At 49.2% G+C, this 23,495-nt stretch carries 22 protein-coding genes; 5 read left to right on the top strand and 17 right to left on the bottom strand.

Annotation, left to right across the window (positions count from 1 at the left end):
- Window positions 1-48 precede the first annotated feature (48 nt).
- A complete protein-coding gene (locus WMO65_RS02060) occupies window positions 49-945 on the top strand; it encodes a LysR family transcriptional regulator (RefSeq protein WP_033140409.1) in 897 nt (298 codons plus the stop codon).
- Window positions 946-1,042: 97 nt separating this feature from the next.
- Here WMO65_RS02060 and ilvC read toward each other — a convergent pair whose 3' ends face one another.
- The 13 genes from ilvC to WMO65_RS01995 form a co-directional block, all read right to left on the bottom strand.
- On the bottom strand, window positions 1,043-2,056 hold the full coding sequence (gene ilvC / locus WMO65_RS02055; RefSeq protein WP_033140410.1) for a ketol-acid reductoisomerase: 1,014 nt from the start codon (window positions 2,054-2,056) through the stop codon (window positions 1,043-1,045).
- A 71-nt stretch (window positions 2,057-2,127) separates the two neighbouring features.
- The gene (ilvN, locus tag WMO65_RS02050) at window positions 2,128-2,640 is read right to left on the bottom strand and encodes an acetolactate synthase small subunit (protein WP_033140411.1); all 513 of its coding nucleotides are present in this window, start codon (window positions 2,638-2,640) and stop codon (window positions 2,128-2,130) included.
- 173 nt (window positions 2,641-2,813) lie between these two features.
- A complete protein-coding gene (locus tag WMO65_RS02045; protein WP_148391513.1) occupies window positions 2,814-3,974 on the bottom strand; it encodes a DHHW family protein in 1,161 nt (386 codons plus the stop codon).
- A gap of 39 nt (window positions 3,975-4,013) precedes the next feature.
- Window positions 4,014-5,405 (bottom strand): MBOAT family O-acyltransferase, encoded by a 1,392-nt coding sequence (locus WMO65_RS02040; protein ID WP_148391514.1) that lies wholly within the window; start codon window positions 5,403-5,405, stop codon window positions 4,014-4,016.
- A gap of 48 nt (window positions 5,406-5,453) precedes the next feature.
- On the bottom strand, window positions 5,454-5,924 hold the full coding sequence (locus WMO65_RS02035) for a DUF4358 domain-containing protein (RefSeq protein ID WP_033140414.1): 471 nt from the start codon (window positions 5,922-5,924) through the stop codon (window positions 5,454-5,456).
- A gap of 1 nt (window position 5,925) precedes the next feature.
- Window positions 5,926-6,705 (bottom strand): GDSL-type esterase/lipase family protein, encoded by a 780-nt coding sequence (locus WMO65_RS02030; RefSeq protein ID WP_146051707.1) that lies wholly within the window; start codon window positions 6,703-6,705, stop codon window positions 5,926-5,928.
- A gap of 173 nt (window positions 6,706-6,878) precedes the next feature.
- Window positions 6,879-8,489 carry an ATP-binding cassette domain-containing protein gene (locus WMO65_RS02025; RefSeq protein ID WP_148391515.1) on the bottom strand — a complete coding sequence of 537 codons (1,611 nt, stop codon included), beginning with the start codon at window positions 8,487-8,489 and terminating at the stop codon, window positions 6,879-6,881.
- Window positions 8,490-8,518: 29 nt separating this feature from the next.
- Entirely contained in the window at window positions 8,519-10,102 is a 1,584-nt protein-coding gene (locus tag WMO65_RS02020) for an ABC transporter substrate-binding protein (protein WP_148391516.1), read from the bottom strand.
- 70 nt (window positions 10,103-10,172) lie between these two features.
- Window positions 10,173-10,991 carry an ABC transporter permease gene (locus WMO65_RS02015; protein WP_054351169.1) on the bottom strand — a complete coding sequence of 273 codons (819 nt, stop codon included), beginning with the start codon at window positions 10,989-10,991 and terminating at the stop codon, window positions 10,173-10,175.
- A complete protein-coding gene (locus tag WMO65_RS02010) occupies window positions 10,988-11,980 on the bottom strand; it encodes an ABC transporter permease (RefSeq protein WP_103732084.1) in 993 nt (330 codons plus the stop codon). Before WMO65_RS02010 ends, WMO65_RS02015 begins: the two co-directional genes overlap by 4 nt.
- Window positions 11,981-12,166: 186 nt before the next feature.
- Window positions 12,167-14,158: an oxidoreductase gene (locus WMO65_RS02005; protein WP_148391517.1), complete on the bottom strand. Its 1,992-nt coding sequence runs from the start codon at window positions 14,156-14,158 to the stop codon at window positions 12,167-12,169.
- A 74-nt stretch (window positions 14,159-14,232) separates the two neighbouring features.
- Complete coding sequence (locus tag WMO65_RS02000) at window positions 14,233-15,111, bottom strand: LysR family transcriptional regulator (protein ID WP_033140419.1); 879 nt, start codon at window positions 15,109-15,111, stop codon at window positions 14,233-14,235.
- Window positions 15,112-15,186: 75 nt separating this feature from the next.
- Window positions 15,187-15,918, bottom strand: a complete 732-nt coding sequence (locus tag WMO65_RS01995) for a DUF3784 domain-containing protein (protein WP_148391518.1) — start codon at window positions 15,916-15,918, stop codon at window positions 15,187-15,189.
- A gap of 231 nt (window positions 15,919-16,149) precedes the next feature.
- Between WMO65_RS01995 and WMO65_RS01990 the strand changes: the two genes are divergently transcribed.
- Genes WMO65_RS01990 through WMO65_RS01975 form a run of 4 tightly spaced genes read left to right on the top strand, consistent with a single transcriptional unit; the run spans window position 16,150 to window position 19,144 of the window.
- Window positions 16,150-17,277, top strand: coding sequence for a helix-turn-helix domain-containing protein (locus tag WMO65_RS01990; RefSeq protein ID WP_033140421.1), 1,128 nt, complete (start codon window positions 16,150-16,152; stop codon window positions 17,275-17,277).
- Entirely contained in the window at window positions 17,274-17,474 is a 201-nt protein-coding gene (locus WMO65_RS01985) for a PLDc N-terminal domain-containing protein (protein ID WP_033140422.1), read from the top strand. Before WMO65_RS01990 ends, WMO65_RS01985 begins: the two co-directional genes overlap by 4 nt.
- Window positions 17,475-18,377, top strand: a complete 903-nt coding sequence (locus tag WMO65_RS01980; RefSeq protein WP_033140423.1) for an ABC transporter ATP-binding protein — start codon at window positions 17,475-17,477, stop codon at window positions 18,375-18,377.
- Complete coding sequence (locus WMO65_RS01975; RefSeq protein ID WP_148391519.1) at window positions 18,374-19,144, top strand: ABC transporter permease; 771 nt, start codon at window positions 18,374-18,376, stop codon at window positions 19,142-19,144. Before WMO65_RS01980 ends, WMO65_RS01975 begins: the two co-directional genes overlap by 4 nt.
- Before the next feature lie 64 nt (window positions 19,145-19,208).
- Here WMO65_RS01975 and atpC read toward each other — a convergent pair whose 3' ends face one another.
- From atpC to atpA, 4 genes are read right to left on the bottom strand one after another with little or no spacing between them, the layout of a single operon-like run.
- Window positions 19,209-19,622 (bottom strand): ATP synthase F1 subunit epsilon, encoded by a 414-nt coding sequence (atpC, locus tag WMO65_RS01970; protein ID WP_033140425.1) that lies wholly within the window; start codon window positions 19,620-19,622, stop codon window positions 19,209-19,211.
- 27 nt (window positions 19,623-19,649) lie between these two features.
- Window positions 19,650-21,038, bottom strand: coding sequence for a F0F1 ATP synthase subunit beta (gene atpD / locus WMO65_RS01965; RefSeq protein WP_148391520.1), 1,389 nt, complete (start codon window positions 21,036-21,038; stop codon window positions 19,650-19,652).
- Between the two features lie 44 nt (window positions 21,039-21,082).
- On the bottom strand, window positions 21,083-21,982 hold the full coding sequence (gene atpG / locus WMO65_RS01960) for an ATP synthase F1 subunit gamma (protein WP_033140427.1): 900 nt from the start codon (window positions 21,980-21,982) through the stop codon (window positions 21,083-21,085).
- A 4-nt stretch (window positions 21,983-21,986) separates the two neighbouring features.
- Window positions 21,987-23,495: a F0F1 ATP synthase subunit alpha gene (gene atpA / locus WMO65_RS01955; RefSeq protein WP_033140428.1), complete on the bottom strand. Its 1,509-nt coding sequence runs from the start codon at window positions 23,493-23,495 to the stop codon at window positions 21,987-21,989.

Genomic DNA, 23,495 nt, shown 5'->3' with positions numbered 1-23,495 from the left:
CTCCTATTTATATGGTGTAAAATAAAATACAGAAGTGAGGTTTTATAAATGGAGCAGAATTTATCCCTGTACCGCGTCTTCTACACTGTAGCCAACGCGGGCAATATTTCCAAAGCCGCAGAGCAGCTCTATATCAGCCAGCCGGCGATCAGCAAATCCATCCGCAAACTGGAGCAGAGTCTGGATGTGACTTTGTTCTCCAGAAATTCCAGAGGCGTCCAGCTCACCGAGGAGGGGGAGATCCTTTACGACTATGTGCAGAAAGCCTTCTATTCCCTGCAAATGGGAGAATCCCGTATTAAGAAGATCAATGACCTGGGAATCGGGCATTTACATATCGGGGTCAGCACTACCCTCTGCAAATACATGCTGCTTCCTTATCTGCAGGAATTCATCAAGCTGCACCCACATGTGAAGATCACTATTGAATGCCAGTCCACCAACCATACCCTGCAGCTTCTGAAGGAAAACAAAATTGATCTGGGGCTTATCGGGGAACCGGAACGGCTTCACCACATACATTTTGATTCTCTCGGGGAAATTGAGGACATTTTCGTCAGCACCAGTTCCTACCTGGACAATCTGTCCCTGCGCACCAACCACAAGGACGATATCTTCCACACAGCCACTTTAATGCTGCTGGACAAGGAAAATATGACCCGCCAGTATATAGATGACTACCTCTCCATGCACCACATTGAGACAAACAACCTGCTGGAAGTGTCCACCATGGACCTGCTCATTGAATTTGCCAAGATCGGCCTGGGCGTGGCCTGTGTCATCCGCCAGTTCGTAGAAAAAGAACTGAGGGATAAGACCCTGGTGGAGATTCCCCTCCCCTTCCCGATCCACAAGCGGAATATCGGCTTCGCTTTCCTGGATAACCTGCAGCAGACCACAGCGGTAAAGGATTTCATTGATTTTTATAACAGTAAACGGCCATAATTACAGGAATAACTGCGGGGCAGCGGCCCCACGGCAAAGCCGCCGGGAAAAGGATACTTCCTTCACCCGGCGGCTGTTTTTATTTATACATTAACATTTAGTTCTCGATCAGTTTGCCTGTGTCGTTCCAGCTGTATAATTTACGCAGCTCTGCTCCGACTTCCTCTAACTGATGCTCTGCTTCTCTTCTTCTCATAGCGCCGAAGTGCATGCAGCCTGTCTGGTTCTCGGAAATCCAGTCTTTTGCAAAAGTACCGTCCTGGATATCGGACAGGATCTTCTTCATAGCTTTCTTGGTATCATCTGTGATGATCTTAGGTCCTGTGATGTAATCACCATACTCAGCAGTATTGGAGATAGAATAACGCATGCCCTGGAATCCGCTTTCGTAGATCAGGTCAACGATCAGTTTCATCTCATGGATACACTCAAAGTAAGCGTTCTCCGGTGCATATCCTGCTTCAACCAATGTCTCGAAGCCGGCTTTCATCAGTGCGCATACACCGCCGCAGAGAACTGCCTGCTCGCCGAACAGGTCCGTCTCAGTCTCAACTTTGAAAGTAGTCTCCAGAACACCTGCTCTTGCTCCGCCCAGTGCTGCAGCGTAAGCCAGTGCTCTGTCTTTTGCTTTTCCTGTGTAATCCTGCTGTACAGCTACCAGACACGGAACACCTTTTCCTACCTGATACTCGCTTCTTACTGTATGACCCGGTCCCTTAGGAGCAATCATGGTAACGTCAATGTTAGCCGGCGGTTTGATCTGTCCGAAATGGATAGCAAAGCCGTGTGCGAACATGAGCATATTACCTTCTTCCAGGTTCGGCTCAACATCTTTTTTGTACATAGCTGCCTGTTTCTCATCGTTGATCAGAATCATGATGACATCAGCCTGTTTTGCAGCTTCTGCTGCTGTATAAACTTTTAATCCCTGTGCCTCTGCTTTTGCCCAGGATTTGCTGCCTTCATAAAGTCCGACAACAACATCCACACCTGATTCTTTTAAGTTCAGAGCATGTGCATGTCCCTGGCTGCCGTAACCGATGATCGCAACTTTCTTGCCCTCTAAAAGTGCCATGTTGCAATCTTCCTGATAATAAATTTTTACTGCCATTTTAATTTCCTCCTAGCATATTGTTTTATCTTAGGGAATAAAAAATCATTCTCTAGCTAACGTATGTAAAATTACTCCTCGTCTTCTTCTAAATAGAAGACATCATCAACACCTCTGGAAAGTCCGGTGATACCCGTTCTTGCCAGTTCCAGAATCTCATAGCCTTCCAGCAGGTCAATAAACGCTTCCAGCTTTGACTTGGTACCGGTAAGCTCTATGATCATGGATTCCTTGCCCACATCAATAATATTGGCACGGAAAATATCCACGATTGAAGAGATACTCGGTCGCTGCTCGGGCTCCACACGGACCTTCACCAGAATCAATTCTCTGTTGACACTCTGCCCGTCCTTCAGCACCTTCACGGTAAGTACGTCTTCAAGCTTTTCCACCTGCTTGGTGATCTGTTCCAGAATCAGTTCATCCCCTCTGCAGACAACTGTCATACGGGAATAATTCGGATCCGTTGTGATACCCACGGAAAGACTGTCGATATTATAACCGCGTCGGCTGAACAAACCGGAGACCCGGCTCAGAACACCGGCCGTATTTTCAACCAGAATAGATAAAATTCTTTTGTTCATACAGCACCTTCTCCCATGCTCTCCCGTTTTCACGGAACAGCTTAACTTTTCTTGTAATTCTATCAACTATTCAAAATTTTGTCAATGCATTTAAAGCGTTATAACTAATTAGTATGTAAATCATAACTGAAAGCTATACCGGCGAAAGCCCTGTATTTTTGCCCCTCTCCCTCTCAGCTTTCCCTCAGAACCATCTGCAGGGATGTGTCTGAAAAGAAAGTATTGGCATTATACAGATATAAAACCTCCTGTATCTCCTCCACCTGCATCAGCTCTTCCAAATCCCCGTAATAATACCTGGGGTCTACTGCCACGATCTTCCGGTACTGGGTCGCCAGAAACGGCAGGTAACAGTTGGCATAGGAATCCTTCAGCACCAAAAGTGTCTTATCTGACTGCACTGGTGTCTCGATACGGATAAGCGGGTGGTTGCCGCCCAAAAAACAGGCGTATCCGTCTCTGGTATCCAGTTTTCCCGTATCGTAAAAACTGGCTGTCTTTTTCTGCTCATCCACATAATTGACCACCGAAGAAGGGGAACCGTCCTTTGGCAGATATACTTCCAGCTCCTCCTTCTCCCCTGAACGAAAACCGCTCTTTGCAGACAGTGTACCCTGGAATCCGCCTGTGACAGGCAGCGCGTCAAATGTGATCTCTGATCCATTGTATCCCATGGTCTTCCCTGCCTCCAGAAACGCCAGATACGCCGCCTCTGTGGTCCAGTGATGGTCTGTCTTATAATACAGTTTCTTGTCCCGGTTCTTTTTCAGGACGCCGCGCATATCCAGAACCGTGATCCCCTGCTCCTCCAGCTCTTTTCCGAGGGTGTCAAGATACCTCCCCTGATCTGCTGCCGGTGCGAAGGCAGGCAGCTTGTCAGAGAGGATTTCCACTGCATTAGGCACTATCATGGCGTACTGCTTCACTTCCCCATATCTCTTAGCGAAGTCTCCCATGGCGCTGCAGGTCTCCTTCAGGTTTTTCCCGTCGGGTTCTGTGAACTTCTCTATCAGGTATCCGTCTTTTCCCAGATAGACGCCGTTTGACTCCACTCTGCCGATCAGCCGGTCGAATCCGGCCTTCATCTCAATCCACATATCCCGCAGCAGGAACTGATCAGTGAAATACGTCTCGAACTTCTCCTCATATCTGCCGGATATGATCTGTCCCCCATTGATACCGGGTGCCTGTTCCAGCATTCTGTTCTCCTTGTCAGAAAAAGTCCTGTCTCTGGCGATCAGGCTGCCAAGAAAGAAAAAGGCTGTGACTGCGATAAATACCCAGCCTGTAATGATCGCTGCCCTCCTGTGCAGGTTTTTATTTTTTTCATTCATGAACCTCTCCGTTCCGGTGGGGAATCCCCGCCTGTTTTATTAAAAACGCAGGTATAAAAAAGGATGGTAAGAGCTGTAGACCAGGCAGGCTGTCCCCAGAAGAAACAGCACGCCGTACAGCACTGCGGAGCCAACTATAGAATCGTGGAACCGGCTCTCCACCCATCGGTAAAATCCCTGCCTGCAGGCAAGTATGCACAGCAGGAAGACCACGAGGTTTGTCTTCAGATAATACAGCGCTTCCGTATCCGCAAGTCCCACGGCCCCGATTCCCACCAAATGCCCCAGATAACCGGCTGCCTCCCCCAGGGAATTGTGGGAAAACAGCATCCAGCCTATCATTACCAGCAGCATCGTATAAGTCCCTGATACCCAGCCCGGCAGTTTTTTCAGCCTGCTGCCAAGAATATATTTTTCTGCTATCAGAAGTACTCCGTAATATAACCCCCACACAGGAAAATTCAGCGCTGCCCCATGCCACATTCCGGTAAGGCACCACACGATCAGGATATTGCGGATATGCTTTCCTGTTCCCACGCGGTTGCCGCCCAGAGGTATGTAGATATAATCCCTGAACCAGCTTCCGAGAGAGATGTGCCATCTCCGCCAGAACTCAGTGACGCTTTTTGACATATACGGATAGTCAAAGTTTTCTTTTACCGTAAATCCCAGCATTCTGCTGATTCCAATGGCCATATCGGAATATCCTGAAAAATCAAAATAGATTTCCATGGTAAAGGCAAACATACCGATCCAGGCAGTGAGCACAGATATATTTCCTGCCCCTGCGCTGATCTCCCCATAAAGGGAGGCCAGTGTGTCGGCCAGCAGCACCTTTTTTGCAAGACCCAGAATAAACCTTCTGGCTCCGTAGCCAAGCTGCAGTGCATTCACCCTGCGCTTCTTCATCTGCTCCTTCATGTCCTTGTACCGCACAATAGGCCCTGCGGTCATGGCAGGAAAAAATACCGCGTAGGCGGCAAAATCCGTAAATTTCTTCTCCGCCTCTGTTCTGCCATAGTAAATATCAAAGAGATAGGACAGATTCTTAAAAGTATAAAAGGACAGTCCTATGGGAAGCGCCAGCTCCCTGACTGCAATCTGTGTATGAAAAAAGCTGCCGATCAGATTCGCTGCCGCCCCGAAATATTTAAAGAAACAGAGCAGAAATACATCCACTCCCACGGCAAAGATCAGATCCTGTTTCTTCCGTCTTCCGTCATTCTCCTCTCCTCCGATCTGCAGACCCATAATATAATGAAATACCGCAGAAAATATCAGCAGAATAAGATAGACCGGGTCTCCCCAGGCATAAAACACAAGGCTGGCTGCCAGAAGGAACCAATTCCTCCCCGCGGCAGGCAGCAGGTAGTATATCAGCAGCACTGCCGGTAAAAATGCAAAGATAAAAAACAAACTGTTCAGCAACATATATATTCTCCCCTGAATCCGGACGCAGTCCGGAAATCATCCTCCCTGCTATTTGATCAATTCCAGAAATTCTTTCCTCCACTGCTGCGCATGACTTCCGGATGCGTACAGCACATAACTTCCCCTCGATTCCACCGCTGCCTCTGTAAGAAGCGCCGTCTGGGACACGCCGTATCCCTCAAAACTTTTCTTCTGCTCCTCCAGATGCTTTTCCGCACTGTCCAGCACATCCTCTGCCTCCTTCGGACTTTCCGCCTTTACGACCAGAAACTCATCCACAGACATGGGGGACTCTGCTTTATAAAAAACATATCCTTCAAGATTCCCTGCTTCCAGCCCGTAGAACCTGCGAAGCTGTCTTGCACCGCATTTTTCCAGGGAAGTTATTGTCTTATCCTGCTCCATTTTGGAAGCTATTTCCTCTATGGGAACATCCTTTGCCCAGCCTCTTGTGCATAAAAAAACAAGGTAGGCTGCCAAAAACATAAGGGTTCCCGCTTTTACCCATTTTATTTTCATCTTATAATCCCGCCGTATCCGCCAGATAGGACAGCCATGCCGGATAATAACTCTTGATCACATGGATGCCGTCCGGCTCATAAATTCCATCTTTTCCTTCTATTAAAAAAGTACAGTCCACAAAGGTATATCCATCTTCTTCACACATGGCCTGAAGTGCCTCGTTAAACGCTTCACAGTACGCATAACTCGGCGTCTCCTTCACAGCCTCTTTGGTTGCAGGCAGAATGCTGTTGATATAAACTGCAGCATCCGGAAGCCCTTCTTTCAGCCGCCCGATCTGGCGCCTGTATGCCTCAATAAACTTTTTGCTGTCCCCTTCACAGATTTCCATGTCGTTTGTTCCGAAAACAAAAAACACTGCCGAGGGACGCAGTGAGATGGCATTGTCCACCAGGTCATCTGCCTGGCTTACGCTGAGCCCTCTTTTATAGAGCACCACATCCGTGTCCAAAAAGCCGTACTCCACGATGGATTCTGAAAAAGAATCCCCCAGTATCACAGCATTCTGGAATGCCCTTTTTAATTCCACCGTATCCCGCTCTTCCCCTTGACTGCCTTCGGAACCGTCCCGGCTTTCCAGGTCTTTCAGAGCATTTTCCGTATGGGAAATATCCGCCTTTTCCAGGGCGGCTACGGTCTTTCTGTTTTTTTCATAAGGAGTTTCTTCGGCGTTTTCCGCCTTTTTAAAGATAACAACAACAGCAATGATGACCATCAGCACCACTGCCACAAGAACCCAAAAACGGGTTTTAGATATGTACGCTTTGATTTTTTCCATTTTTCCCTTCAATTCCTATGTCCTTTTCCCCTATTCGACAGATTCCCCGATTCCTGTCGTTTAATAAATTATAGACGTTAAAAACTGAAAGTTCAAGGTGAATATTCCAACTTTTATATATTTAAAAAAGCTGTTACAAAATCGCCTGATTTTTGTAACAGCTTCACAATGATTTATTTTTCCTGCCCCATCATGATGATTCTGTCACTGACGTGCATGACCATGGGCAGGTCATGGGCAATGAGCATAATAGTCAGATGATGCTCCTCCTGCAGCTTTTTAAACAGATGCATGATCTGTGCCTGAATGGAGATATCCAACGAGGAAATGGGCTCATCCGCCACAATAAACTCCGGTTCCACGGACAGCGCCCTGGCAATGGCTGCCCTCTGCCGCTGTCCTCCTGACACGTCATAGGGATGGCGGAGGGCAAGGGCCGGATCAAGTTCCACCTGCTCCATTAAGGAGCGCACCCGCTCCCGCAGTTCCTGCCTGCCTCTGCACAGCTTCTGGATCCTGAGCGGTTCCCCTATGATCTCCTCCAGGGACATGTGAGGATTAAATGCTGAGGAGCTGTCCTGGAAGATCATCTGTCTTCTGTAAATGCGGGCAGTGTCCCCGTGATAGAGAATCTTTCCGCCATCCGGTTCGTAAAGCCCTACGATACACCTGGCAAGGGTGGATTTCCCGCAGCCGGAGGGACCGGCCACTCCCAGGATTTCCCCTCTGTAGACATCCAGAGAAAAATCCTCCAGGACACGGGAAACCGTATGCCTGTCCAGACGGAAATTTTTAGACAGATGCCGAATCTCGATGAGCTTTTCCGGTTCCGGCTCTTTAAGAAGAACCACCTGATCACCGGGTGTTATCTTTTCCTCTACCTGTACAGCCGGATGAGAGACATCCCCCTCCACATGGGGGTGCATATGGTTGTGCGTGCCGCCGTGGGTATGGGGCATGCCGTTGTGGAAATGTATCTTACCGTGTGTATGCCCAATGCCTTTTCCGTAATTCCGGTATCCCAGCAGTTTTATGGTATAGGGATTCTGCGCGTGATCAAAAATATCATGGACACTGCCGCTCTCCACAATCTCTCCCCGGTACATGACATATACGCTGTCCGCCACATCTTCCACCAGACCCAGGTCATGGGTGATGAAGAGAATGGCAACCCCGGTCTCTTTTCTTATCTTTGCCAAAAGCTCCATGATCTGCTGCTGGGTGTCCACATCCAGCGCAGTAGTAGGCTCATCTGCCAGCAAAAGGCCCGGGCTGCAGGCAAGGGCTATGGCGATTGCCGCCCTCTGCCGCATGCCCCCGGAAAACTGGTGAGGATACTGGAAAAAACGCTTTTCACATTGGTCAAATCCGGTGAGTTCCAATAGTTCCAGTGTTCTGGCCTTTGCCTCTTTTTTTGATATTTTCTCATGGAGAAGGATGGTCTCCATGATCTGCTTCCCGATGGAAATCGTTGGGTTCAATGACAGATAAGGGTCCTGAAACACCATGGAAATCTCCCTGCCGCGGAATTTCTGCATCTGCTTTTCCGTATATTCCAATATGTTGCTGCCCTGATATAGAATCTCGCCGCTTTCCACCCGGGTCTTATTTCCGAGAAGTTGTAAAATGGTTTTGCACAGCACGGTTTTCCCGGAGCCGGATTCCCCCACAAGGGCAGCCAGCTCCCCTCTTTTAAGCTCCAGACTTACGTGTCTTGCGGCGCGGGTCTGCTCCTCATCCTGAAAGGTCACGGACAGATCGCGAATCTCCAATAATGTCTCCATAAGTGTTCTCTCTTTTCTATAATGAAGTGTTACATATCCCAGTCGTAAATATTCCAGAAGATACCCACACCGTGATGTCCGAGAACCGTGTCCTTCGTCAGTCCGGTGATGTTGTCTTTTGATACATACATGGCGTCAATATATGCGATAAAGGTATAAGGAAGGTCTTTTGACAGCTCCGCCTGGAATTCCTTATACAGCGGAAGTCTCTCCTCCTGTGTCTCCAGTTCTCTTGCCTGCTGAAGAAGTTCGTCTACTTTTGCATTGGAGTAGCTGCTGTAGTTGGCTCCTTTGTCTGTGCCGAATACTTTGTAGGTATGGTCATCCGGGTCAAAAGGACTTCCCCACCCGATCAGGTATGCATCCTGGTTTGCCCAGTCTGTCTCTGCTGTCACTTCCACTTTACAGTTCACGCCGATATCCTGCAGGTTCTGCGCGCAGATATTTGACATATCAATACGCACCTGGTCTGCCTGACCGTTGGAAATGGTGAAGGCAAGCTGTTCTCCGTCTTTTTCATAATACCCGTCATCGCCCATTTTCCAGCCGTTTTCTTCCAGAAGCTGTTTCGCTTTCTCCGGATCAAACTCATATTTTTCAATGTCCGGGTTGTTATAAGCTCCCATCTGCAGAGGAGAGTACGCTGCCTCCCCGTGGCCTAACAGCACGCTGTCCACAATAGACTGGCGGTCAATGGCATAGCTTAAGATATTTGGCAGTTCCCTGTGTCTGCCAAAGAACTCACTTCCGAAGTTATAAAGGATTCCTCTGTAATCTGCTGTTTTCATAACATCCACAACAAATCCGTCTTCCCCCTCAAACTGCTTGGCATCTTTCGGTGTCACCTGCGCCAGATCCAGTTCCCCTGATTTTAACTGAAGGGCCCTTGCCTGGGTATCCTCCACAATCTTAAAGACTACCTTGTCAATCTTAGGTGCTCCCAGATAGAAGTCATCAAACTTTTCAAGGGTGATGCTCTGTCCCTCGTCCCAGGAAACCAGCTTGTATGGGCCGCAGCCCACAGGATTTCTGTTGAAATCATCGGTCACGATGTCTTTTCCCTCCAGCAGGTGCTTGGGCAGGATTCCGATAGTCAGGTAATCCAGCATGGCAACATTTGGTGCTTTCAGAGTAATCTTCACCGTGCTGTCATCCGGAGTCTCAATCCCTGTGATATCCTCATAGTTGGAAGCAATCTCAGAGGCATTGTCCGGGTTCATTATAGTATCCAGCGTAAACTTCACATCCGCGGAGGTAAAGGTCTCGCCGTCATGGAATTTCACGTCTTTTCTCAAATGAAAGGTATAGGTTTTGGACGCCTCATCCCACTCCCAGCTCTCTGCAAGAGCAGGTACCACTTTGTCCTCTGCATCATGGGCTGTCATACCTGCAAATATAAGGGAATTGATCTCCCCATGCTCATAGAGCGCAGGGTTAATATTGGTGTAATCACCGCTTCCGTAAACCAGCGTTTTTTCTTCCCCGCTCTTATCCGCGGCCTCTGTTTTTGTGTCTGTATCTCCTTTTGCCTTATCGTCTTTGCTCCCGCAGCCTGCAAGCAGTGAGGCTGCCATGGATGCTGCCAGCAGTAATGTCAGTATTTTCTTCTTCATGTCTGTTCTCCTTTTGCGTTTATTGCCGGTTTGCCGGAATGCCCGGCAGCGGCTGTAATCGGTTGCCGTTTTATAGGTTGCTGTGTTCTCTGTTGTTTCTCAGGCGGATGTACTCTCCCACATTGGTGATACACACCAGAGTGGTTACCAGGAACAGCCCGGGGATCAGAATGATCCACCAGGAGTTGGACAACAGGGCTTTCTGTGAAAGGGACATCATGCTGCCCCAGGAAATGATCTCCATGGGAAGGCCGATTCCCAGAAAACTTAAGGTGGCCTCCGTGCCGATCGCCGCGCTTACATTTGTGACGATCATGAACATGGTGGAGGATATAAAATTGGGAAACAGATGTTTCCGCAGTATGTAGAAAAACTTTCCGCCGGCCAGTCTGGACGCCAGAACAAAATCACTGTTCCGTATCTGGCGCACTTCACTTCTGACTACTTTGGAAATGTTCATCCAGCTTGTAAGTCCAATCACCACAGCAATACTGGTAGCTGTAGCTTCCCCCAGAAGTGCCTGCAGAAAGATCACAAGCAGGATGGAGGGAATACTCAAAATGATCTCTGTGAAGCGCATCAGCAGATCGTCCAGCCAGTCCGGCACAAGGCCGCTGACACAGCCGTATACAATGGCAGTCACAGAGGATATAGCAGTCGCCAGTATCCCGATATACAGGGATACTCTTCCGCCCTCCCATATCATGGAGTATATATCCCTCCCCATGGTGTCCGTGCCGAAATAATGGGCACTGCCGGGCGGCAGACTGACTTCTGTCAGGTTCATGTAAAAAGGATCTCCTGTCGCTAAAACTTTTCCAAACAGGCATCCTAGGATAATAACTCCCAGTACCAACAGGGAGAAAACGGGAAAATTTTTCTTTTTCATGCTGCTTTTTCCCCTCTTTCCTGTTTCATTCTGGGGTCAATCCATTCGCTGATGATCTGGCCTGCCACATTTGCCACAATGACCGCAAAGCCTGTGATAAGGCTTAATACCATCAGCATATTATAGTCATGGTACTGGGCGCTCTCCATACTGAGCGTCCCCAGACCGGGATAGGAAAAGACACTCTCCGCGATGTAGGTTCCGCCGATGATATGGGGCACGGAAATAGCCATGATACTGATCAGGGAAGGCAGGATTTTCCTCAGGCAGTGGGTGAACATGATGCGGCATTTCCCCATGCCCTTTACCTTGCACAGAAGTACATAGTCCTCGCGGATTTCCTCCAGAAGCTTGTTTCTTACCATATATGTGTAATACCACAGATGGGATAACACCATAACCGTGACCGGCAGGATCAGATGTATCAGCCTGTCACCCAGGGAATGTTCCCCTCCCAGGGCATAGGCGCCGCTTGTGGGCAGTACAGCCAGATTCACGCCGAAGATAAGGATCAGCACAAGCGCAACGAAAAAGGAGGGGATACAGTTGGTCACAGTCCCGATCTTACAGATGCACCTGTCGATCAGGGTATTCTCACGCATCGCACAGAAAATACCCAGCAAAACAGCGAAAAGGAAGGTGAGCACATAGGATAAGCCTCCCAGTATCAAGGTATTGGCATATACCTTCTCTATGACTGCTCCCACATCCTGCTTATATTTATATGAAATCCCGAAATCCCCGTGCAGGGCATTTTCCACCCAGCGCACGTACTGCACGGTCATAGGCTCATTGAGGCCCAGACGCTCCCTGGCCTTCTCCTTCTGGCTCTCATTCATCCGCTCCACGCTCTCCCCGTAATAGGATTTTAAAGGGTCCCCGGGAGAAAGGCGGGCAATAAAAAATACCAGTATGGACAGCACCAGCATGGACAGCAGGATCTGTACCAGTTTCTTCAGCAAAAATTCAAACTTCTGTGGTGTATTCAACGTATTTTCCTCTTCATTCATTCCGGTAAATTGTCAGCAAAAAAGTAACGCCGCATCTGTTATTTTTTTGACTATCCATAGTATAGCAGACAAAAAATCCCCCCACAAGCCACGTGGGGGGATATAAATCTATATTTTTTGTTATGGCTGCCGTACGCTTTGGCAGCACGCTTGTTGATACACCTATCACATATGGTTTGCCACTTCAAATGCATCCCAGATTGCGTACATAATATTGGAAACTTTCTTCGCGTCACCCAGCAGATAGATTTCCGGCACATCAAACTGCAGGTCATTGTAGAGGGAATTCTCCTCCCTGTATCCAACAGATAAAATAACGCTGTCACAGGAAATCTCCTTCTTCTCCTCCTGAACAACACAGGATAACATTCCATCCCGGAATCCGGTCACTTTGGCGCCGGTCACCACCTCAATGCCGTTGTAGGGGATCAGGCGCTCCAGCATATCTTTGTTGGCATGGCAGAGAGGGCCGTTGACTGCCATCAGCTTATCGAGGGCTTCCACAATCGTCACTTTCTTACCCTGCTGCGCAAGCCACAGCGCTGTCTCACAGCCCACCAGACCGCCGCCTACCACAACGGTACTGCCGCCGCAGTCTTTTTCCTTTGTGAGGACCTGTGCCGCAGTGTATACATGGGCATCGTCACCCAGAGGGAACACCTTCGGGACGGAGCCTGTGGCGATGATCACAGCGTCATATCCTGCTTTTTCCACATCTTCTTTTCTGACTTCAGTATGAAGGTGTACCGGAACATCCAGTTTTTTCAGAGTGGTCTCATACCACTTTGCCAGTTCCAGATCATCTTCCTTAAAGTCAGGAGCACCGCCCGGGATCAGATTGCCTCCCAGACACCCGGTCTTCTCAAACACTTCCGGCCTGTGTCCGCGGATTGCCAGCACTCTGGCTGCCTCACAGCCGGCCACACCGCCGCCCACCACCATTACTTTTTTGCTCTTCCGTACAGGTTCATAGGCGGTCACCCGTTCCCGGGCCGCCTGGGGATTCACGGCACAGTTGATCATGGAATATTCCTGTACACGCCCCATACAGCCCTCCTGGCAGGAGATGCAGGGACGGATATCCTCTGTGCGCCCTGCCCGCAGTTTGTTCACATAGTCCGGGTCAGCCAGAAGAGGACGGCCAAGACTTACAATATCACAGGTTCCATCCTCCACAGCCTCAGAAGCCATAGCCGGATCATCCATACGTCCGGCGCAGAGCACAGGTACATCCACCACTTCCTTCACCATTTTACAGTACGGGCGGAACAGTCCTTTTTCCTGATACATGGGGGGATGATTCCACCACCAGGCATCATAGGTACCTACATCTGTATCCAGCGCATCGTATCCATAGCTGACAAGCAGTTTTGCAGCTTCCAGGCCCTCCGGGATATCGCGGCCCTTTTCCTCAAACTCTTCGCCCGGAAGGGCACCCTCTCTCCAGTCCTTGATCATGCTTTTTACGCTGAAACGCAGGACAACCGGGAAATCCTCCCCGCAGCGGGACTTGATCTCCTCCACCACTTCCCTTGCGAAGCGGAGCCTGTTTTCCAGGGAACCGCCGTATTCGTCTGTTCTCTGGTTGAACATGGAAATGGCAAACTGGTCCAGCAGGTATCCCTCATGGACCGCATGGACTTCAATACCGTCAAAACCGCCGCGCTTGGCATTGTATGCGCCGTCGCCGAAAGACTTTACAATGCTGCGTATTTCCTCTTTCGTCAGAGGACGGCATGTCTTATCCAGCCATCTGTGAGGAATGGCGGATGGCGCAACCGGCGGGAACTCTCCCAGGTTGGTGGGTATGGTGACACGGCCGAAGCCCCCTGACATCATGAGAAAAATCTTGCTGCCGTACGCGTGGACACGCTCTGTCATCTCCCTGCTGGTCCGGATAAAATGTACCGGATTGTAAGTGGAATTGGGACAGTTGGGCATACTCTGAGTCTCCACCCGGCAGTCTGAGAACGTGACACCGGTGATGATCAGGCCGGTGCCGCCCTTTGCCCGCTCTGTGTAATAATCAATACCTCTCTGGTTGAACCCGCCCTGGGCGTCCGCCAGTCCCAGAGGGCCCATGGGGGCCAGTGCAAAACGGTTCTTTAGGGTAACCCTGCCGATCTGCACAGGGGTAAATAAATTTTTATATTTCATTGCGTCCTCCTTCGTATTTCTTTTAACAATATAATACAAAAGAACAACGCCTTTCCGCCAGCAACCTTTGCTTGTCAGGTGGAAACTTTTTGTTTTAGAAAGCAGTCAAACTGCTGTATGGTCTCATAATTTTTCGTATCTTCCTTGTAAACGCCGAACACCTCCCAGGTCATATGTTCCTCAAAGGGTATGGCGCGCATATGTTCCATACGGAAATCCTCCAGCATAAATTCCGGTATGACCGCAAGACCGATCTTCTGGCGGCAGAGTTTGTACAGGACAGCACCGTCCGATGTCTTTGCTATGATGTTGGGAGTAAATCCCTTCGCACAGCAGATGGAGGCAAAATCGTGGTACATGTGGAAATGTTCATTCATGAGGATCATGTTCTCCTCCCTCAGCATCTCCACGTTCACACTCTCCTTTTCATACAGGGGATGCCCTTCAAAGACAAGCAGCAGGATCTCCCTTCCGTCCAGTTTCCGCTGTATCATGTCGTCCCCTTCGTGTTTTCCCACAATGAAACCGTATTCCAGTCTGGAGTCCTCCAGCATGGACTTCACTTCCTCGTTGGAATACTCATTCCACTCCACCCGGATATGGGGATTCTCCCTCATAAAATTCAGGATCAGCTCAAAAGGAAGGACATTAAAGACACCGCAGGCGCATCCGATGCGAAGGACTATCTTTCTGTTCTCAAGCTGTCTTACGCCGTTTTCCAGCTCCTCCAGCTCCTGTATGATCTTCTTCGTCCTTCCGTAGAGAAAATCCGCGCTCTGTGTTGGGCGCATACCCTGTTTGGTGCGCTCAAAAAGAACGGTTTCCAGTTCTGCCTCCAGGGTCCTTATATTTTTTCCCAGTCCCTGAGGTGTGATATAAAGGCGTCTGGCAGCCCTGCTGATGCTTTTTTCCTGATAGACGGCCTCAAAACATTTCAAATCTTTTGTGTTCATGTGTTTGCCTGCCTTTTCTCTCGTGATACCCCTATTGTATAGGGAGAGAAAACACTCTGTCAACTGCAGTCTGTGTCAGTTCTGCTGTACCTTTTCCTTTATTTCCTCGTAAAGCTTCCTGGTAGCTGCCTCGTCTTTACCGTTCAGCACCACGGTTCCCTGCTCTGTGTCCAGGACCACAAAGCTGTCACAGGATGTATAGGAATACAGTTTATAATCACCGAACTCTGCGTTCTTAAAATATCCTGCCTGCAGTGTGGGACCTCCAATCCCATTTTTCCGGCTGCCGCGCTGCAGATCATCCGTGTAAGAAACAGATTTAACAGAAGCATACGGCACCTCATGATCCGGCCAGAAGGATACCTGTATCTCCAGGGATGCCTCATGCATAACCGGGGTTACATTTCCTGTAAAAAGCACAAAGGAAACCACTGCCAAAATGACTGCGGTGAAAAGAAAGGACGCGTTTCTGTAAATCTTATCCCTGGCCCTGTCTTTTTCCTGAACGGCTTCCCCTTTTACTACGCACACCGTATTGCTCAGAATCTGTATGGCAGCCACCACAGCAGCAATGCTGATCACAAAGGCTGCCACAGGGAACTGGTCTCCCATTATACTCCAGGCAGCCATAACAAGGGTGATCACACCCAATCCTCCGCCTACGACCCGGCACAGCCTTTTCTCATTGTATTTTTCTTTATTCCGGGACGTATTGTACCCGGCAATGAGAAAGCTCCCTTTTCCCATCAGCAGAATCACTGCTATGATTCCCGTCAGTGCTGTTAATCCCCATAATATCCATTTCATATAAATTCCTCCTTACAATGATTCCAGTTTTTCATAAGTTTTCTTACACACATTATAGCAGGTTCAAAAAAGATTGATATTCATTTGCACAGGATACATCTTTTCAGGTCTGAAGGACAGTATGCTGTGTCGGTTTCCCAACAGTTGATTTTGTATCTCAAAGTATCGCTGCAATCCATTGATAATTTTCAGTTACCTGCTTATAATCAACCATATAAGGAGGATGAAAGGATGAATATACTTAATTTTTCCGAAAACATCATTAAATTGCGCCACAAAAAAGGAATCACCCAGGAAGAGCTGGCTGATTTCGTGGGTGTCACCAAAGCCTCTGTCTCAAAATGGGAGACAAAGCAGAGCCTGCCGGATATTATGCTGCTCCCCCGCCTGGCCGCCTATTTTGATGTCACAGTAGACGAACTTCTGGGATATGAGCCTAATCTCAGCAGGGAACAGATTCAGAAAATATATTTTGATTTCACGAAAGAATTCGCAGAACAGCCCTTTGAGGAGGTGATGGAGAAGAGCCGGCAATTGGTCAAAAAATACTACTCCTGTTCCCCCTTCCTTTTCCAGGTCTGTGTTCTTTGGATGAACCATGCCACCCTTGCCCCAAACCCGCAAATGCAGACAGAGATTCTGGAGGAAGCAGCCAGACTGTGTTCCCACATTATCAATGACTGCAGGGAAATCCCGCTGTGCAACGACGCCCTCCTGTTAAAAGCCAGTATTGATCTGCTCTGCGGCAGGACCCAGGAGGTGATCGACACACTGGAAGAGATACTGAATCCGTATCACTACTCCTTTCAGGGGGAAACGATCCTGGTTCAGGCCTATGCTATTGCCGGTCAGAAGGAAAAGGCCAACCGGTACAGCCAGTTCGGCATGTATACCCATCTCCTTTCCCTTGTGTCGGGAGCTGTGCAGTATCTTTCCCTCCACGCGGAGGATATGGATTCCTGTGAGGAAACCATTCACCGCATTGACTGTCTCATGAAACTCTACAGTCTGGAGAATCTGCACCACAACACAGCCGCCCAGTTCCATTATCAGACTGCTGTCATCTGCTGCATACACGGAAGACTTGAAGAGGCTCTGGACCGCTTGAAAAAGTTTGCATCCATAACCGATTCCCTGCTGGAATGTGACAAGGTTTTCCTGCACGGAGATCAGTATTTCGATGCCATTGATCCTTATTTTGAACAGTCGGATCTGGGAGGGAACCTGGTCCGTGCTAAAAAAGTCATTGCGGACAGCGTGGTGCAGGCACTGGAAAACCCTGTGTTTCAGCCGCTTGAGAGCAGTGAAGATTACCGGAAGATCAAACAAATATTTTTAGTGAGAGGAGAATCCCTATGACAGTTTCAGAACTTTTACCATTTCTCATTCCTTTAGCCATTGCGGAACTGCTTCTGCTTTTCATCACCCTGCGCCATATTCTCACCCATAAGAATTATAAGAGGGGTTCACGTGCCCTGTGGCTGGTTGTCACGATCGTGGGGCTGGAATTTATCGGGCCGGTCCTGTACCTTCTGCTCGGAAAGGAGGACAATTAAATGGATATGCTGACCCTTTCCCATGTATCAAAATCTTTCGGGAGTAAAAAAATCATTGACGACCTGAGCTTTACCGTACCGGAACACTGTGTCTACGGATTTATCGGACAGAACGGAGCAGGTAAGACCACCACCATGAAAATGATCCTGGGACTTCTGCAGACAGACAGCGGCACGATCAAAGTAAACGGGGAAACGGTCCGCTACGGGCAGAATCGTACCAACCGCTATATGGGCTACCTGCCGGATGTCCCGGAATTTTACGGATACATGACACCCTCGGAATATCTCAGACTGTGCGGAGAGATCACAGGAATGTCATCCGCCGGAATCCGCAAAAAATCAGACGAACTGCTGCACCTGGTGGGACTGGATAAGGAAAATAAACGCATTCACGGGTTTTCCAGAGGAATGAAGCAGCGCTTAGGAATCGCCCAGGCTCTTCTAAACGAACCAAAACTGCTGATCTGCGACGAACCCACTTCTGCCCTGGACCCCCTTGGCAGAAAAGAGATCCTGGATATTCTTCTGTCCGTCAAAGACCATACCACGGTTGTCTTCTCCACACATATCCTCTCGGATGTGGAACGCATCTGTGATGAGATCGCTCTTCTCCACAACGGCCGCACCGCGCTTAAGGGGACTCTGGAGGAAATAAAGAGCAGACGAAAAGGCAACGGATTTGACATAGAATTTTACACGCCGCAGGACGCCGACGCCTTCGCAGCATCCATGTCCGGCAGCGAGAGAATAAGCGCAGTCCGCCTGTTCTTCCCGGGAAAAGATGAAAAAGACATGACACATGCCATGAAGATTCTGGCAGACAATGCGCTCTGTGTCCAGAAGGTAGAGATGCGAGAGGCCACACTGGAAAACCTGTTTATGGAGGTGATTGGGATATGAGACAACTCACAGCTTTTACTAAAAAAGAACTGCGGGAATCTCTGCGCACCGGCAGAATGCCCCTGCTTGTGATTCTCTCTGTTTTATTCGGGATCATGAATCCCCTTGTTGCCAAGCTGACGCCCTGGATGATGGAGAACTTTGCCGGTTCCCTGGAGGAAAGCGGTATGGTCCTGACAGAGATCAAGGTGGACGTATTTACATCCTGGACGCAGTTTTATAAGAATACCCCCATATATCTGATTGTTTTTATTGTCATTGCAAGCGGTATTCTGACCACGGAATATCAGAAAGGCACCCTGATCATTATCCTGACAAAAGGCATGAACCGGTGGAAACTGATCCTGTCCAAAGCCTTTTCCGCACTTCTTCTCTGGACTGTGTGTTACTGGATCTCTTTCGGGATCACCTATGCCTATAATATGTATTTCTGGGATAACAGCATGGCATCCCATATATTTTTCGGAGCCTTCTGCCTCTATATGACAGGGCTGTGGCTGATCACTCTTATTATGCTTATGTCCTCCCTGTGCAGCACCAATTATATGGTACTGGCCGGAACCGGAGGTGTGTTTTTCGTATTCTACCTGCTGGCATGGATACCTGATATGAAAAAGTATATTCCCACACAACTGATGTCCTCTTACAGCCTGCTTCCCCAGGCAGCAGATGTGTCTGATTTCATGTGTGCTGTGGTGATCACCGGCGTTTTATCGGTGGTGAATCTGCTTCTTTCCGCACTGATTTTTAATAAAAAGCTTTTATAAGACCACCGGATCATCCATAAAAAAAGAGACGAGGAATGTTCTCCTCATCTCCTGTATAAACGTCTTATACGTCATGCTTCTTTGCTGCTTTCATACGGGCCATGGCTCTTGCAAGGGATGCCTTGGATATATAATATTCCTGCAGACTCTGCTGCTGCCTGAGCTGTTCTTCCGCGCGCTCCAGGGCATCTTTTGCACGCTTCAGGTCAATATTCTCGGGGTACTCACAGCTGTCTACCAGAACAGTCACACGGTTATTGATGATCTGCGCAAACCCGTTTCCCACAATCGCTGTCTTCCACTCTTCACTGTCAGCAGGCTTAAAACGCATCTCACCGGGTACAATGGCAACCATCATATCCGCATGGTGGGCCAGAATGGAAATCTGGCCGTCCTTTGCAGGAAGCATGATACTGGTTCCTCTGCCGTGATAAAAATCTTTATCACTGGCAACGATATTCAGTCCGAATGTATTCATATACATGCACTCCTTTTCCGCCCTGCATTACTGCTCAGCTTTTGCTTTCTCCACCACCTCGTCAATGGTTCCCACATTAAAGAATGCATTCTCCGGATATTCGTCCATCTCGCCGTCCACGATCATCTTAAAGCCGCGGATTGTCTCTTTGAGAGGTACATATTTACCGGCAATTCCGGTGAACACCTCAGCCACATGGAAGGGCTGGGACAGGAATTTTTGGATCTTTCTGGCACGGGCAACTACTTTTTTGTCTTCCTCGGAAAGCTCTTCCATACCAAGGATAGCAATGATGTCCTGCAGCTCTTTGTACTTCTGCAGATACTCCTGCACCCTTCTGGCCACATCATAGTGCTCTTCCCCGACCACATCAGCCTCCAGAATACGGGAGGTGGATTCCAGCGGGTCAACCGCCGGGTAGATACCCTGCTCCACGATCTTTCTGGACAGAACCGTAGTGGCATCCAGATGGGCAAATGTGGTGGCCGGAGCCGGGTCCGTCAAGTCATCGGCAGGCACATAGACAGCCTGCACACTTGTAACGGAACCGTTCTTTGTGGAGGCGATCCTCTCCTGCAGCTCACCCATCTCAGTAGCCAGGGTGGGCTGGTAGCCAACGGCTGACGGCATACGTCCCAGAAGCGCTGAAACCTCAGAACCTGCCTGGGTAAAACGGAAGATATTGTCAATGAACAGCAGCACGTTCTGGTGCTCCTGGTCACGGAAATACTCTGCCATGGTAAGTCCGGTCTCCGCCACACGCATACGCGCTCCCGACGGCTCATTCATCTGCCCGAATACCAGGGCTGTCTTCTCCAGTACGCCGGATTCCTTCATCTCTGTCCAAAGGTCATTTCCCTCACGGGAACGCTCACCAACACCGGTGAAAATGGAGTATCCGCCGTGCTCTGTGGCAATATTGCTGATCAACTCCTGGATCAGAACGGTCTTACCAACCCCGGCACCGCCGAACAGACCGATCTTACCGCCTTTTGCGTAAGGCGCCAACAGGTCGATTACCTTTATACCAGTCTCCAGAATCTCGACTACTGGGCTCTGCTCCTCGAAGCTTGGTGGATCTCTGTGGATGACCCAGTGCTCCGCATTTTCAAGCTGTTCTCCGTTGTCAATGGTTTCGCCCAGCACGTTGAACAGACGTCCCAGTGTCTCTTTTCCCACCGGTACGGAAATACCTGCTCCTGTTGCCGTGACCTCCATATCTTTACAGAGGCCGTCGCTGGAAGCCAGCATGATACAGCGCACCGTATTGTTTCCGATGTGCTGTGCCACTTCCATCACAAGCTTCTTTCCATTGTTCTCCACGGTAAGGGCATCTTTGATATACGGAAGGTTCTGGTCTTCAAATTCTACGTCTACAACAGGTCCCATGGCCTGTACGATTTTTCCTTTTTCCATAACGATTGCATCTCACAGTCGTGAGGAAACCTCCTTCCTGCTCGCTAGTTTTTATTCTTCTGTGCCTTGGCTCCGCTGATGACCTCAGTGATTTCCTGGGTGATCGCAGCCTGACGCACACGGTTATATTTTATTGATAAATCTTTCAGCATGTCTTTTGCACTGCTGGTAGCTGCATCCATGGCCATCATACGGGAATTATGCTCACTGGCATAGGATTCCACAAGACAGCCGTAAATGATACCGTGCAGGTAATTGGGAACAATGCTGTTCAGGACTTCTTCTGCGGAGGGAACCATCTCGATCTCCTCCTGATGAATATCTACCATCACCTGTGCCGGTGTACGGAAACTTGCTTTTTTAAGGGGAAGAAGCTGTTCCATCTCTGCCACCATATTGGCGGCATTGGCCATTCTCGTGTAAATGATATACACTTCATCCAGCTCCCCGGTCAGGTAATTGGCGATCATCTTCTCTGAGATCACCCTGGCCCGGTGCATGGTCGGCTTCTGTACTGTGAACCGGAAGTTCGTGTCAATATCCACGTTCTTCTTGTAGAAATACTGTCTTCCCACCTCTCCCAGCACAAAGAGCTGGGGATGCGCGTCATTTTCCATACATTCTTCTGCTATCTTAAACACATTGTGATTGTAAGCACCGGCAAGACCCTTGTCTGCGGAAACGACGATGTAGCCCGTTCTGCGTTTGTCTTCCGGAACATCAGCCCGCTCGTCAAAGAAACGGTTTCCTTCCGTATCCGGAGGCATATGACGGAGAACACGGCCGATCGCAGACTGCAGGGAATAAAAATACGGCTCCGTATCCGCCAGCACTTTCCTTGCTCTCTTTAACTTGGAGGAGGAAATCATGTACATGGCGTTGGTGATCTTCATCGTATCCTGGATACTGTTTATACGGCTTTGTATCTCTTTTGCACTTGCCATCTCATCACCTGCTCTTATTCTTAAATTCCTCTGCCACCTTTAAAATCTTCTCGCCCAGTTCGTCGGAGATGACTTTTTTCGTCTCAATCTCCTGTCCGATCTCCGGATAGTTTTTCTCAAAGTAAGCCAGCATATCTGTCTGGAACGGCTTCACATCCTTAATCTCCACACCGGAAAATACCTTATGTGTTGCTGTCCAGAGGGTGATAACCTGCTCATGGTTGGACAAGGGATGGCACAGAGGCTGTTTCAAAAGCTCCATCAGCGTCTTTCCGTAGGAAAGCTGTTCTTTTGTGGCATCATCCAGGTCAGACGCGAACTGTGTAAACACTTCCATCTCCCTGTACTGTGCCAGGTCAATCCTCATGCTGCCTGATGCCTTTTTCATGGCCTTTGTCTGGGCCGCGCCGCCCACACGGGATACGGAAAGACCCACATTGACAGCCGGACGGTTGCCGGCGAAAAACAGGTCACTTTCCAGGAAAATCTGTCCGTCTGTGATAGAAATAACATTGGTCGGAATATAAGCGGAAACGTCGCCTGCCTGTGTCTCAATGATAGGCAGTGCCGTGATGGAACCGCCGCCCGCTGCGTCGCTCAAACGGCTGGAACGCTCCAGCAGTCTGGAATGCAGGTAGAATACGTCGCCCGGGTAAGCCTCACGTCCCGGAGAACGCTCCAGAAGCAGGGAAAGGGCACGGTAAGCCACCGCATGCTTTGACAGGTCATCATAGACGATCAGCACATCCTTGCCCTGGTACATAAAGTACTCTGCCAGAGCGGTTCCCGAATAGGGAACAATATACTGAAGGGGCGCACAGTCGCTTGCTGTCGCCGCAAAGACTGTGGTGTAATCCATGGCGCCGTATTTTTCCAGAGTTCCGGTCAGTTTTGCAACTGTGGAGGCCTTCTGTCCGATTGCCACGTAGATACACATGACGTCCTTGCCTTTCTGGTTCAGGATAGCGTCAATGGCAATGGAGGTCTTACCTGTCTGACGGTCGCCGATGATCAGCTCACGCTGTCCGCGGCCGATGGGGAACATGGAGTCAATGGCCAGAATACCTGTTTCCATGGGAACAGATACGGATTTACGGTCAATGATACCAGGTGCTTCCTGCTCGATGGGACGGTAATCCTCTGCCTTGATCTCTCCTTTTCCGTCAATGGGTGCGCCGAGGGCATCCACGATTCTTCCGATATAGCCTTCACCAACCGGGATACCTGCTCTTTTCTTTGTGCGGACAACTTTTGTGCCCTCTTTGATTCCCATGTCCTTGCCGAATATGATGACACCGATCTCATTTCTCTTGATATCCTGCACCATACCCTTGACACCGTTCTCAAAGGTCACGATCTCTCCGTACATCGCATGGTCTATTCCATAAACAGTCGCAATTCCGTCACCGACCCAGATTACGTTTCCCACTTCACGGACACCCGTTGTCATATCGAAATTTTCTATTTCTTCTTTCAGAATGGAGATAATCTCCTCTGAATTGATTGAACTCAA

Origin of the sequence: Blautia caccae, assembly GCF_040095955.1 — a bacterium.
GTDB lineage: Bacteria > Bacillota > Clostridia > Lachnospirales > Lachnospiraceae > Blautia > Blautia celeris.
Note: the sequence above shows the minus strand (reverse complement) of the source record. Positions and strands in the feature narration are given on the sequence as shown.